We start from the raw sequence: 13,206 nt of genomic DNA on the forward strand, positions 1-13,206 counted from the left end.
AAGAACCCATGCACGACGGGCCCAGCCTCGGCGCGCCCTCGGCGGCGAGCGGACCCACGCTCCAGGACATGCGCGAGGCCCGGGGTATCCCGGCCCCGCGCGGCAGCCGGTACGCGGTACCGGCGCCCCCTCCGGAGCCGCCCCGCCCCCTCCCCCCGTCCGTGCGCTTCGCGTCGGTCGACGGCCTGCGCGGCCTCGCCATCGCCTCCGTGCTGCTCTACCACACCAACTGGTTCCAGAACGGCCTGTTCGGCGTGGACGCGTTCTTCGTCCTCTCCGGTTTCCTGGTCACCCTGGTGCTCATCCGCGAGCTGGACCGCACGGACCGGATCGCGCTCGGCGTCTTCTACCGCCGCCGTGCCAAGCGGCTGCTGCCCGGCCTGCTCGCCACCGTCTTCCTGGTGGTCGCGCTCTCCGCCCTGGTCAGCCCGCTCAAGGACGTCAAGGAGCTGCGCCCCCAGGCCCTGGCCGCCCTCGCCCAGGTGGCCAACTGGGCCCAGCTGGAGCGCGGGGACGCCTACTGGCAGCACTACGCGGGGATCGACCCGCTGGCCGCCATGTGGTCGCTCAGCATCACCGAGCAGTTCTACGTGGTCTGGCCGCTGCTGCTGCTGCTCATCCACGCGGTCTGCCGCCGCTCGCTCACCGCGACCGGGATCGCCACCGGCGTGCTGTTCGTCCTCTCCGCCGCCGTCGCCCCGCTGATGTGGAACGGCTCCAACGCCGACCGCCTCTACCTGGGCACCGAGACCCGCGCGGTCGGCTTCGCCGCCGGGGCCGCCGCCGCCTTCGTGGTCTACCTGCGGCTGCGGCGCAAGGCCGCGGACGGCGCCGGGGCCGGCCCGCGCACCCAGCGACGCTTCCGGGCGGCCTCCGGACCGGCCGGCACCGCGCTGCTCACCCTGCTGGGCACCGCCACGCTCGGCGGGCTGGTCGCGGCCAGCCTCACCGTCCACGACTACAAGCAGCCGTGGCTCTACCAGGGCGGCCTGGCCGCGGTGGCCGCGCTCTCGGCTGTCCTGGTCGCCTCGCTCTGCCACGACCGCGGCCCGCTGGTCCGGCTGCTCTCGCTGCCGCCGCTGCGGCTCACCGGCACCATCTCGTACAGCCTCTACCTGCTGCACCTGCCGGTCTACTGGATGCTCCAGCGGTTCGTCGACGACATCTCGCCGCCGATGCTGCTGGCGATCGGCGCACCGGCCTCCTGGGTGCTGGCCTGGCTGCTGCACACCGCGACCGAGCGGGTGCGGGTCATGCGCTGGCGGCCGTTCCCGACCGTCCCGATCCTCGCCGCCACCACCGCGGTCGCCACCGTCGGCGCCTGGTACCTGCCGGCCTGGGTCTCGTACGACATGCGCTCCGGCTCGGCGGGCCGGCCGCTGGTGCTCGCGCTGGGCGACTCCTTCTCGCAGGACCTCGCCACCGGCCTGTACCGGCACGGCGACCGCTTCCGGGTGGTCGACGGCGGGATCAGCGGCTGCGGCGTGTTCGGCGCGGAGAGGGTGCGCGGCACCTCGAAGGAGGAGTTCGACACCACCGACGAGTGCCGCGACCGCACCGGGCGCTGGGAGCGGGACCTGGGCCGGACCGGGGCGCAGGCGGTCGTGCTGCACCTCGGCTGGGACGCCGCCGAGCAGTACCTGGACGGCACCTGGCTCAACCCGTGCGACGAGTACTACCGCACCCGGTACGGCACCCAGCTCGCCGAGGCGGTCGGCCTGATCCGGCAGCGCGCGGGCGACGCCAAGGTGCTGCTGATGAACGAGCGGGTCGAGAACGGCGCGATCAACAAGACCTGGGGCACCTGCTACAACCAGCAGGTCGCCGAGTTCGTACGGGGCTCCGCCGGCACCGTCCAACTGCTCGACCTGAACGCCTTCTACTGCCCGGACGGCACCTGCCTCTGGAAGGACCGCGACGGCCACCTGGTCTCCCCCGCCACCGACGGCGTGCACCTGACGCCGGCCGGCATGCGGGTGGTCACGCCGTGGCTGGAGCAGCAGATCTCGGACGCGCTCGCCGGGGTGCGGGCCGACGGGCCCCCGCCCGCGACGCCGCAGGCCACCCAGGGGGGACAACCGGGCACTCCGGCCCCGGCGCCCGCCCAGGCACCCGCCCAGACGGCGTCGCCGGCCGCCACCGGCCAGCCCACGCCCACGCCCACCGGCCAGAGCACGCCGACCGGCCGGGCGACCGGGACGACCCAGCCGCCGGCGGCCGGGAAGCCGTCGACGAGCACGAGCCCGTCCGCCAAGCCCCAGCCCTAGCCGGGTCCTGCTAGGGCTTGCGCGTGGCCTGCGGGCTGCCCGGGGCGGAGCCGCTCGGGGCAGGGCTGCTCGGGGCAGGGCTGCTCGGGGCAGGGCTGCTCGGGGCAGGGCTGCTCGGGGCCGGCGTGGTGGCACCCGGGGCCGGGCTCGCCGTCGTGCCCGGGGCGGCGGGCGCACTCGCGGCGGCGGTGCCGTGGCCCTCGGGGGCCGCGGGCACCTCGTACGTCTGCGCGAAGCAGTCCCGGATCGCCTTCTCCGAGGCCGGCCGCCCGGCGAAGTCCATCCGCGGGGTGTCCTCGGTGGTCGGCAGGGTCGGGTCGATGCCGAAGTACAGCGACCAGAAGTACACCCCGGCGAGCTTCCGCTCCCGGGCGACCTGGCAGACCGCGGTGAACCAGGTCGCCTGCACGGGCTCGTTCAGCTCGCGCCTGGTGTAGAAGTCACCGGGCGTCTTGTACGCGCCCTTCTGCGCCGGGATGCCGACCTCGGTCAGCTTGGTGGTCGGCTGCACGCCCTTGCCGCGCTTGTCCAGCCAGGTGTTCCAGCTGGCCACCAGGTCCGCCGCGGAGGCGTCGTCCCCCGCCGACTTGGCCGGGAAGTAGGCGTCGACGCCGGTCTGCTCCACCGGCACCGGGATCGCGCCCTTGGACCAGTTGTCCCAGTTGGCGTCGTAGGCCAGCTCGCCGCGGAAGGTCTTCCGCGCCTGCTCCACCAGCCCGGCCCAGTGCGGGTCGCTCTCCAGCGAGTTGAACTCGGTGCCGATGGTGAACTCGGCCGCGCCGTGGTCCTGGGCGGTCTTCAGGTACGGCGTCAGGAAGGCGGCGTAGCTGGCGAACCAGGCGTCCCGGTCGGCCGGGGCGATGTTGCCGCGCCAGTTCCCGGTGGTGGTGTACTTGAGCGCCTCCTCGTCCAGGAGCGGCCGGACGGTGGTGCGCAGGCCCGCGCGGTGCGCGGCGTCCAGCAGCAGGGCCAGCCGGTCCGGGCCGGGCGTGGTCGGCCGGGCCGCGACCGCGTTGGCCTTGGCACCCACCGTGTAGTACGGGAACGTCACCGAGAGCGCGTTGGCGTTGAGCCCGACCACGTAGTCGACGATGCGGTCGACCTTGCCCTGGACGAAGCTCTCCGGGTCGTTCGGGTCGTCCAGCCAGTACACCTGGACGCCCCACTCGGGGCTGCCCTCGGTCCACGGCCGGACCACCTTGGGGCCGGTGTCCACGGGCTCCTGCGGCGTGTCCTTCCCGAAGCCCCAGACGCGGCCCTGCTCCTCCGCGACGCCGGCGAAGTGCACTTCGGTCGGCCGCCGGTGGTCGAACTTGACCGGGTGGTCCCCGAACAGGATCGGGACGCCCACGGTGATGCCGAGCACGGCGGTCGGCAGGATGAAGATGACGAAACGTTTCATGGCTCTGGCAGCAGTCCCGTGTGATCCGTCAGGCCGGCTTGGCGATGACGACGAACTTGTTCTCCTCGCGGCGCAGGAACTTGATCAGCCCCCGCAGACCGCCCCAGCCCTCCAGGAAGGAGAAGAGCGGGATGGCCGCGACCACCACGATCGGCTCCCACCACTTGCGCCGGTGGTTCGCCGAAGCGACCACGTTCAGCCGCAGGCCCTCCCAGTACGTCCAGATCACGTAGGCGAAGTTGATCGACCAGACCAGCACCACCGACTGGGTCACCGGCGAGGTGTTCATCGTCCCGGTGAACCACGCGACCAGCAGCACCAGACCGACGTGCTGCAGCGGGCCGAGCACCCAGCTGACCATGCCCATCCCGATGAACAGCCGGAACCGCAGCGGGATGGACTTGTTGAAGCAGAGCGCCACCAGGCCCCAGGCCCAGCGCTCGCGCTGCTTGAGGAAGTCCTTGACCCCGGCCGGCGACGCCCCGTAGCAGCGGCCGTTGAACCAGTCGCTGCGGCCCGGGTAGCGCAGGCAGAAGTTCAGCGCCATCTGGGCGTCCTCGACGATGGTCTTCGGGCCGAAGTCCCAGCCGATGGTGGCCTCGACCGAGGACCGCACCAGCAGCAGCTCGCCGTGCACGCCGGCGATGGGGGTGCCGGTGCCGGTCATCGCGCGGAACCGGGCGATGTCGTCGGCCGGGCGGATCGCGTCGGCGAGCCAGGTGAAGGTGGAGACGGCGTTCTCGCGGGGGTACGTCAGGATGCCCTGCGCCATGTGCTTGGCGTCGTCCCCGGCCCGGCGCTGCCGGTTGATGAACTGGGCCACCGCGGCGGCGGTGTCCGGCCCGACACCGGTGTCGTCGTCCATGTGCAGCACCCAGACGTCGTCCTCGGCCTCGCCCTCGTCGATCCGCAGTTCGTGCGAGTAGTGGTTGGCGCGGGCCTTGAACTTGGTGCCGTTCGGCGTCTCGTACGCCTTCGGGACGGTCACCACCCGGATCAGCGGGTGCCGGGCGGCCAGGTCGTCGATCTTCTCGCCGGCCGCGCAGCCCTCCTCGGTGAGGATGTCCACCCGCATCCACGGGAAGTAGACCGGCAGGTGTTCGACGTACGAGAGGACCGAGCGCTCCAGCGCCGGGTAGGTGTCGTGCCGGCCGATGGTCGGTACCAGCACGATCAGGTAGTCGTCGTCGACCGGCACCGGCGGGGTCATCCGCCCGGCCTTGCGGATCCGGCGGCGCACCATCAGCACGCCCTGGAACCCGATCAGCACGCCGAACACCGGCATGCCCCAGAGGATCGTGATCACCCAGCCGAGCGGGGTCGGGTTGGGCACGTAGGCCCAGGTCGAGAAGCCGAAGATGACCAGGAACGAGAGGTAGAAGGGGACGACCCGGGGCTTCCACGACATCTGCCGGTCGGCGAGCCTGGCCGCCTCGCGGGACGTGGTCAGGACCGTCCGCACCGGTGTTGCTGAGGTCATGGTGAAAGGGGTTCCTCGTCGTCTTCGGCTGAGCGTTCATCCGTCCGGCCCAACGGCCGGAGCATCCAGCAGGCTACCCCGGGTAGGGCGGGGTGTCCTGGGGAGGCCGGACCTGACCGGGCGCCACCGGGCCCGGCGTGACCGGTCCGGGCGCCACCGGCGGGGCCGGCCAGGGCTGCTGAGGGGCCGCCGGACCGGACGCGTACGGCTGGGGCTGGGGCTGGGGCCAGCCGGTCTGGGTCGGCTGCTCGTGCGGGTAGGGCTGGGGGTGCGCCTGCGGGTGGGGCTGCGCCTGCGGATGGGGCTGGGGGTAGGGCTGGGCCTGCGGTGCCCAGGCGGCCGGCGCCTGCTGGGCATGCGGCTGGGCATGCGGCTGGGCGTGCTGCTGGACCGGCCCGCCGAACGGCGGCTGCCCCGGGAACGTCTGCCCGGGGAACGGCGACTGCGCCGCCCACGGGCCGGGCGCCGGCTCCCGGCCGGTCTCCGGCCGCCGCAGCGAGCGGACCAGCAGCAGGACCAGCACCGCCGTCACCAGCACGCCGAGCCCGAAGGTCACCAGCTTCAGCCAGCCCTCGGTCGTCCCGGTGAACCAGCGGCGCTGCGGCTCGTCCAGCAGCGCACCCGTCAGGCTGCGCACCCGGTTGTAGCCCTCGACCAGCGCCACACCGACCGCCACCCCGCGCGCCCAGCCGTGCCCGCGCAGCAACAGGATGCCCGAGACCAGGTACAGCAGGCCGTAGTTGAGGCTGCCGGTCTCGGCGGTCACGGCGTCGCTGCCGTAGTAGAAGATGCCCTTGACGAAGGTGGCGACACCGGCCTGCCAGAAGCAGTTGTACGCCGCCCAGCAGAGCAGGACGGCTCCCCAGGCCACGGCGATGCCACCGGCCGGGCGGTCCGGACGCACCTGTGTCATCTCCCGTACCCCCGCCCGCCGGGTGTCCCCCGGCATCAGCCCGCTCGATTCCGGGCCACAGGATGCCACACGGGTCGACGGCCCGGAATTCCGGGCGGCCCGGGGCCGCCGACTTGTTACCGAAGCCCGCGACCGCAGCCGGTGGCCCGGCCCGGCGCACCGCCGTCCGCCTCCCCGGCCCCGGCACCCGGGCCCCGGCCGCCGCCGACCGGCATCACCGCACGTGCAGGCCGCTCCAGTCCACGTTCGCCCCGAACGCCGCCGAACCGCCGGTGAGCGCCAGGGCGTCGTCGTAGGTGGCCTTGACGTCGGCGTTGGAGTTGCGCGGCTGGTCCGGGGTCAGGTTGTCCGCCGTCAGCGACTGTCCCCAGACCGTCCAGATCGTCCACGGGGTGCGCCGCAGGGTGTCCGGCTGTCGGGAGTTGACCGGGACGGCGAAGGACTCGGCCAGGATCCGCGGCTTGCCGTACCCGGCCAGGCCGTCGTAGTAGCGCTTGGTCCACACCTCGCCGGTGCCGATCGGGCGCGCCGGGCTGCCGCTGTAGTCGTCCACCCCGACCAGGTCCACGTACTGCGCACCCGGGTAGTAGTTCCACGGGTCGACGCCCGGGGCGCCGTCCCAGGAGACCGGCGTCCAGGCGAACAGCAGGTTGTGCAGGCCCCGGGTCTCCACCAGGTAGTGGTAGGTGATCCGCCAGAGCGCCTGGTAGTCGGCCGGCTTCTGGCCGGACCACCAGAAGCCGCGGGCGCAGTCGGCCGCGTTCATCTCGTGGTACGGGCGCAGCAGCACCGGCACGTCGTGGGCGGCGAGGTACTCCAGGTGGTCGGCGAGGAAGGACAGGTCGGTCAGCAGCGCCCGGTACTCGGGGGTGCCGCCGGTGCTGTCCACGACCCGGCCGAACCAGGCCGGGTCGCCGGCCGCGGGCGAGGACGAGCAGAGCACCCGGTCGAAGGACTTGACGTCCGAACCCGGGTACGGCTGGTGGAAGGACATGCCGACCAGGCCGGCCGGGGCGCCGCCGTTGTCGGGCAGCTCGGTGGCGGTGCCGTCGCAGTTCTTCTGGACGCCGGCCGCGCCGTACGTACCGTCCGCCGCACGCGGGTGGCCGGACCAGACGGCGGCCATCAGGTCCACCGCGTCGTCGGTGTACTGCCAGCCGACCGCGCAGGCGGGCCAGCGCCCTTCGGAGTAGGAGCGCGGGTTGCCGACGCCCCAGCCGCTCTGGCCGTACCCGGGGCCGAGGTCGGTCTCGACGAAGCCGGGCAGCTTGCCGGTGATGTCGGCGGCCTTCTTGTAGTAGTAGCCGACCGGCTTGGTGCCCCGGTAGTCGCCGTACTCGGGGTTGTAGCGCTCGTTGTGCCCCTCGATGTGCTGGCCGATCACCGTGCCGCCGGAGCGGCCGGACCGGGCCGTGGCCTCCAGGTCGGCGAGCAGCTGCTGGACGGCCCGGGCGTTCGGCGAGGCCTGCGGATCACGGGCCAGCAGGTCGCGGCCGACCTCGGGGGGCAGGGCGCGGCCGGCGCCGTTGAGGGTGAGTTCGCTGCGTCCGGTCGGCCCGGCGGGGCCGGGCGGCGGCGGGGCGGAGCGGTCGTCCCGGCCGCCGAGCACCAGCGCGCCGGTGGCGAGCACGGCGGCGGACACGGCCAGGGCGGCCGGCTTGCCGTGCAACGGGCGGGGCAGGGCCACGGGGCACTCCTCCGGAGACCGGGGTCGGCCGGGGGGCCCGGCGGCGACGCCCGGGCCGCCACGACCGGACACGCGTACGACTGACAGCCCGCGAGCCTGCCACACTCCCCCGCGTCCCGGCGAGCGGGCACGCGGGGGACGGCCGGCCGGGCCGGCGGCGGGCGGTCAGCCCGCCGGGGCCGCCGGCGGGGCCGCGGGCGTCTTGGCCCGCTGGAGCAGCTGGTTCTTCACGTGCTCGCCGAAGCCCGTGGCGGCCGCGGTCGCGGCGGCGTCCGCGGTGTTGCCGCCCTTGGCGGAACCCTCGACGGTGAAGTAGGCGTAGCGCCCCAGGATGCTCTTGGTGTTGGTGCAGCCCGGAGTGGCGCAGAAGACCGGCGCCCCCGGGGCGGCGGCGCCCTTGAGGTGGCCGACGTAGTTCTTCAGTGCCGTCTCGGCCTGGATCTTGTGGTCGAAGACGGCGACGCCGAGCGTCACCGCGCTGTCGCCGGAGACGTAGGTGGCCCGGAGGACCTGGCGGCAGCCCTGGTCGCCGAGCGCCCGGCCGAGACCGCCGACCGTGGAGTTGCCGTCCCAGCAGGGCGAGTCGAGCGAGACGACGGTCCGGTTCCAGGTGGCGCCGTTGACGGTCACGGTGAGCGCCGAGAAGAGCGCCGCCGCGTCCTGCGGGGCCGGGTCGGTGGAGGCGTCCCAGAGCGGCTTCGACGGGTCGTCGGGGGTCGCGCTCGGGGTGGGGGTCGGCGTCGGGGTGGACGTCGGGGTCGGCTTGGCGGAGCCGGTCGGAGACGGCGCCGGCTGCTGGGTGGCCCCGGTCGCGGTCGACGTGGGCCCGGCGATCGGCTTCTCGTCGCCGTCCTTGCCCAGCAGGAGCAGGCCGCCGGCGACGGCGCCGCCGATGATCAGGACGGCGACGGCCGCACCGATGATCTTCAACCGGGTCTTGCGCCGGTGCTCGGCCGCGTTGCGGTCGGCGAGCGCGGCCCAGTCCGGCTCGGTCTGCTGCGGCGGCGGCAGGTGCTGCGGCTGCGGCTGCGGCTGCGGCTGCGGCTGCGGAGGATGCTGCCAGTGGTGCGAGGGCACCGGCATCGGCGGCTGGGGCTGCACCGGAGGCTGCGGCGCGGGCGGCGGAACAGGCGGCTGAACGGGCGGCGGCACCTGGATCGACTGCGGCGGCTGCGGCGCCGCGGGCGCCGGCGGCCGGGCCGGCGGCGGCGCGGGCGGTCCGTACGACGCCGGAGGCGGTCCGAAGCCGCCCGGTGCCGGCGGCACGGCCTGGCCGCCGGAGGGCTGCTGCCCCGGCGGCACCGGTCCGGGTCCACCCGGCTGCTGGTTCTGTGCGCCCCCCGCACCGGCGGGAGGGGCCGGCTGCTCCCCCGGCGAAGCGGGCTGTCCAGACCACTCCCCGGGCACGCCCGTTCCGTCGCTCATGAGGCGAGATCGTAGGGCATGGCCCTGACCGGCGACCGCCCCGGTCACCATTCCGTTTCCGAATCCTGACAAGCCCCGGGGCGTCCGGAACCCCGGCCCGCGCCCCTTCCCGGCTCCCGCCCCGGTACCAGCGGTCATCGCGCCAACACGCCGCGCTGCACAACATGTGGTGTCGCATCGAGAGAGCACCACTAGATGTATGCTCGACCCTGCTGTCGACGCAGGGGAACCCGGTGCAAGTCCGGGACTGCCCCGCAGCGGTGAGCGGCCGTCTCCCCATGGGAGCCCGCGAGTCCGAGTACCTGCCGACGGTGTGCGAGCGCCTCCCCGCAGAGGCCCCAGCACGAGCACCACCTTCCGGGCCTCGCGGGCGGGCCGGGGACGACACGCCGCGCGACGCCACGGGCGCCCGCGCCGTCCTCCCCTGCCCCGAACGGCCCGGCCCCCCGATCTACCGACGCCGATCGCCGCCAGGAGAGAGCGCCTTGACCACCGCTGCCTCAGTCACCCTGCCCGCCCAGGGTTCCAGCTCCGCCCCCGCCGACCGTACGGTCTCCGACCCCGGTGGCGCGCTCCTCCGAGTGCTGACCGACCGCAGCGTCGACCTCCCCCAGGTGGACCCGGGTCACGTCGCCGCCGCCGCGCTGCGCGGCCGCAACGCCGGCTCGGACTTCGCCGAGCTGCGCGGCCTGGCCATCGACGCCGCCGCGTCGATGATCGCCGAGGACCCGCAGTACTCGAAGCTGGCGGCCCGGCTGCTCGCGCTGGAGATCGTCGACGAGGCGGCGACCCAGGGCGTGGTCTCCTTCTCCACCTCGATCACCGTCGGCCACGCCGAGGGCCTGATCGGCGACACCACCGCCGCGTTCGTCGCCAAGCACACCGAGGCGCTGAACGCCCTGGTCGACCCGGCCGGCGACGACCGCTTCGAGTACTTCGGCCTGCGCACCGTGCAGTCCCGCTACCTGCTGCGTCACCCGATCACCCGCAAGGTCGTCGAGACCCCTCAGCACTTCCTGCTCCGCGTCGCCTGTGGCCTGGCGGTCGGCGACAACGAGCAGTCGGTGCGCGAGGTGGCCGAGCTGTACCGCCTGATGAGCCGGCTGGAGTACCTGACCTCCTCGCCGACCCTCTTCAACTCCGGCACCCGGCACCCGCAGATGTCCAGCTGCTACCTGCTGGACTCGCCGCTGGACAACCTGGACTCGATCTACTCGCGGTACGCCCAGATCGCCCGCCTCTCCAAGCACGCCGGCGGCATCGGCCTCTCCTACTCGCGGATCCGCTCGCGCGGCTCGCTGATCCGGGGCACCAACGGCAAGTCGAACGGCATCGTCCCGTTCCTGCGCACCCTCGACTCCTCGGTCGCCGCCGTCAACCAGGGCGGCCGTCGCAAGGGCGCGGCCTGCGTCTACCTGGAGACCTGGCACGCGGACATCGAGGAGTTCCTGGAGCTCCGCGACAACACCGGTGAGGAGGCGCGCCGCACCCACAACCTCAACCTCGCGCACTGGATCCCCGACGAGTTCATGCGCCGGGTCAACGCCAACGCCGACTGGTCGCTGTTCTCCCCGGCCGACGTCCCCGAGCTGGTCGACCTGTGGGGCGCCGACTTCGACGAGGCCTACCTCAAGGCCGAGCTGGCCGGCAAGGCCGTCCGCACCATCCCCGCGCAGACCCTGTACTCCCGGATGATGCGCACCCTCGCGCAGACCGGCAACGGCTGGATGACCTTCAAGGACGCGTCCAACCGCGCCGCCAACCAGACCGCGCTGCCCGGTCGCACCGTCCACTCCTCCAACCTCTGCACCGAGATCCTGGAGGTCACGGACGACTCCGAGACCGCCGTCTGCAACCTCGGCTCGGTCAACCTCGGCGCCCACGTCGCCGCCGGTGCCACCGCCGCCGACCTGCTGAACGCGATGGACTGGGAGCGTCTGGACGCGACCGTCCGCACCGCCGTGACGTTCCTCGACCGCGTGGTGGACATCAACTTCTACCCGACCCCCGAGGCCGGCGCCTCCAACTCCCGCTGGCGCCCGGTCGGCCTCGGCGTGATGGGCCTGCAGGACGTCTTCTTCCGGCTCCGCCTGGACTTCGACTCCGCCGAGGCCAAGCAGCTCTCCACGCTGATCGCCGAGCGCATCATGCTCACCGCGTACGAGCGCTCCGCCGACCTGGCCGAGCAGCTCGGCCGCCACGAGGCGTACGCGGAGACCCGCGCCGCCCGCGGCGAGCTGCACATCGACCACTTCCCGAGCGCCGCGCCCGAGTGGGCCGACCGCTGGGAGGCCCTGCGCACCCGCGTCGCCTCCACCGGCCTGCGCAACTCGCTGCTCCTGGCGATCGCCCCGACCGCGACGATCGCCTCGATCGCCGGCGTGTACGAGTGCATCGAGCCGCAGGTGTCCAACCTGTTCAAGCGCGAGACCCTCTCCGGCGAGTTCCTCCAGGTCAACCCGTACCTGGTGCGCGAGCTCAAGGAGCTGGGCGTCTGGGACCAGCAGACCCGGGACGCGCTGCGCGACGCCAACGGCTCGGTCCAGGAGCTCGGCTGGCTGCCCGCCGGGGTCCGCTCGCTGTACCGCACCGCCTGGGAGCTCCCGCAGCGCGCGCTGATCGACCTGGCCGCGGCCCGCATGCCGTACATCGACCAGAGCCAGTCGCTGAACCTGTTCATGGCCGCCCCGACCATCGGCAAGCTCAGCTCGATGTACGCGTACGCCTGGAAGGTCGGTCTGAAGACCACCTACTACCTGCGCTCGCGCCCGGCCACCCGGATCGCCCAGGCCGCCTCCGGCGCCGCCCGCGCCGCCGCCCCGGTCCCGGCCGGTCCCGTCGCCGTCACCGTCGGCGCCCCGACCCTCACCCCGGAGGAGGAGGCCGCGCTGGCCTGCTCCCTGGAGAACCCCGAGTCCTGCGAGGCCTGCCAGTAATGTCCGACGCCCAGAAGATGCTGCTCGACCCCGGCTTCGAGCTGACCCTGCGCCCGATGCGCTACCCGTCGTTCTACGACCGGTACCGGGACGCGATCAAGAACACCTGGACCGTCGAGGAGGTGGACCTGCACTCCGACGTCGCCGACCTCGCCAAGCTGAGCGAGGGCGAGCGGCACATGATCGGCCGCCTGGTCGCCTTCTTCGCCACCGGTGACTCGATCGTCGCGAACAACGTGGTGCTGAGCCTCTACAAGCACATCAACTCCCCCGAGGCCCGGCTCTACCTGTCCCGACAGCTGTTCGAGGAGGCCGTGCACGTCCAGTTCTACCTGACGCTGCTGGACACCTACCTGCCCGACCCCGAGGACCGCAACGCGGCCTTCGCCGCGGTGGAGAACATCCCCTCCATCCACCAGAAGGCCCAGTTCTGCTTCAAGTACATGAACGCGGTCGACCACATCGACTCGCTGCAGACCAAGGAGGACCGCCGCGCGTTCCTCCTGAACCTGATCTGCTTCGCGGCCTGCGTCGAGGGCCTGTTCTTCTACGGCGCCTTCGCGTACGTGTACTGGTTCCGCAGCCGCGGCCTGCTGCACGGCCTCGCCACCGGCACCAACTGGGTGTTCCGCGACGAGTCCATGCACATGGACTTCGCCATGTCGGTGGTGGACACCGTCCGCGCGGAGGAGCCCGACCTCTTCGACGAGAAGATGGCCCAGCAGGTCACCGAGATGCTGGAGGAGGCCGTCGAGGCCGAGCTCCAGTTCGCCCAGGACCTGTGCGGTGACGGCCTGCCCGGCATGAACACCGAGTCGATGCGCGAGTACCTGCAGGCCGTGGCCGACCAGCGGCTCGCCCGCCTGGGCCTGCCGGTCCGGTACGGCTCCACCAACCCGTTCGGGTTCATGGAGCTGCAGAACGTCCAGGAGCTGACCAACTTCTTCGAGCGCCGGGTCTCCGCCTACCAGGTCGCCGTCGAGGGCTCGGTCTCCTTCGACGACGAGTTCTAGGCCCCTCCCGGCCCCGGCCCGCCGGGGCCGACGCCCGCCGCCCCGTACGGAACCTCCGTACGGGGCGGCGGCGTTCGGGGCGC

8 protein-coding genes and 1 riboswitch are annotated in these 13,206 nt (G+C 73.1%); of the genes, 3 read left to right on the top strand and 5 right to left on the bottom strand.

All coding sequences use genetic code 11. The features are described 5' to 3' along the window. The first annotated feature begins 8 nt into the window (after window positions 1–8). Window positions 9–2,267 (top strand): acyltransferase family protein, encoded by a 2,259-nt coding sequence (locus ABZY91_RS03190; protein ID WP_355399393.1) that lies wholly within the window; start codon window positions 9–11, stop codon window positions 2,265–2,267. Between the two features lie 10 nt (window positions 2,268–2,277). On the opposite strand, the gene ABZY91_RS03195 is transcribed toward ABZY91_RS03190, so the two are convergent. From ABZY91_RS03195 to ABZY91_RS03215, 5 genes are all read right to left on the bottom strand, one after another. Next, complete coding sequence (locus ABZY91_RS03195; RefSeq protein ID WP_355399395.1) at window positions 2,278–3,669, bottom strand: hypothetical protein; 1,392 nt, start codon at window positions 3,667–3,669, stop codon at window positions 2,278–2,280. A 28-nt stretch (window positions 3,670–3,697) separates the two neighbouring features. Continuing rightward, window positions 3,698–5,149: a glycosyltransferase family 2 protein gene (locus ABZY91_RS03200; protein ID WP_329883116.1), complete on the bottom strand. Its 1,452-nt coding sequence runs from the start codon at window positions 5,147–5,149 to the stop codon at window positions 3,698–3,700. Between the two features lie 73 nt (window positions 5,150–5,222). Further along, window positions 5,223–6,062, bottom strand: coding sequence for a hypothetical protein (locus ABZY91_RS03205; protein WP_355399397.1), 840 nt, complete (start codon window positions 6,060–6,062; stop codon window positions 5,223–5,225). Between the two features lie 214 nt (window positions 6,063–6,276). Then, window positions 6,277–7,749: a glycosyl hydrolase gene (locus ABZY91_RS03210; RefSeq protein ID WP_355399399.1), complete on the bottom strand. Its 1,473-nt coding sequence runs from the start codon at window positions 7,747–7,749 to the stop codon at window positions 6,277–6,279. A gap of 165 nt (window positions 7,750–7,914) precedes the next feature. Then, on the bottom strand, window positions 7,915–8,850 hold the full coding sequence (locus ABZY91_RS03215) for a hypothetical protein (RefSeq protein ID WP_355399401.1): 936 nt from the start codon (window positions 8,848–8,850) through the stop codon (window positions 7,915–7,917). A gap of 506 nt (window positions 8,851–9,356) precedes the next feature. Then, window positions 9,357–9,499, top strand: a riboswitch (cobalamin riboswitch). A gap of 184 nt (window positions 9,500–9,683) precedes the next feature. Here ABZY91_RS03215 and ABZY91_RS03220 point away from each other — a divergent pair. Then, window positions 9,684–12,110, top strand: a complete 2,427-nt coding sequence (locus tag ABZY91_RS03220) for a ribonucleoside-diphosphate reductase subunit alpha (protein ID WP_329883211.1) — start codon at window positions 9,684–9,686, stop codon at window positions 12,108–12,110. Next, window positions 12,110–13,123 (top strand): ribonucleotide-diphosphate reductase subunit beta, encoded by a 1,014-nt coding sequence (locus ABZY91_RS03225; protein WP_329883120.1) that lies wholly within the window; start codon window positions 12,110–12,112, stop codon window positions 13,121–13,123. Before ABZY91_RS03220 ends, ABZY91_RS03225 begins: the two co-directional genes overlap by 1 nt. The last annotated feature ends 83 nt before the right edge of the window (window positions 13,124–13,206 follow it).

It is taken from the genome of Kitasatospora sp. NPDC002965 (assembly GCF_040611255.1).
In the GTDB taxonomy this organism is placed as follows: domain Bacteria; phylum Actinomycetota; class Actinomycetes; order Streptomycetales; family Streptomycetaceae; genus Kitasatospora.

What these genes read in the sequence shown, in the direction of transcription:
- ABZY91_RS03190 (WP_355399393.1), top strand. Translation starts at nt 9, where the DNA reads ATGCACGACGGGCCCAGCCTCGGCGCGCCCTCGGCGGCGAGCGGACCC.
- ABZY91_RS03195 (WP_355399395.1), bottom strand. Translation starts at nt 3,669, where the DNA reads ATGAAACGTTTCGTCATCTTCATCCTGCCGACCGCCGTGCTCGGCATC.
- ABZY91_RS03200 (WP_329883116.1), bottom strand. Translation starts at nt 5,149, where the DNA reads ATGACCTCAGCAACACCGGTGCGGACGGTCCTGACCACGTCCCGCGAG.
- ABZY91_RS03205 (WP_355399397.1), bottom strand. Translation starts at nt 6,062, where the DNA reads ATGACACAGGTGCGTCCGGACCGCCCGGCCGGTGGCATCGCCGTGGCC.
- ABZY91_RS03225 (WP_329883120.1), top strand. Translation starts at nt 12,110, where the DNA reads ATGTCCGACGCCCAGAAGATGCTGCTCGACCCCGGCTTCGAGCTGACC.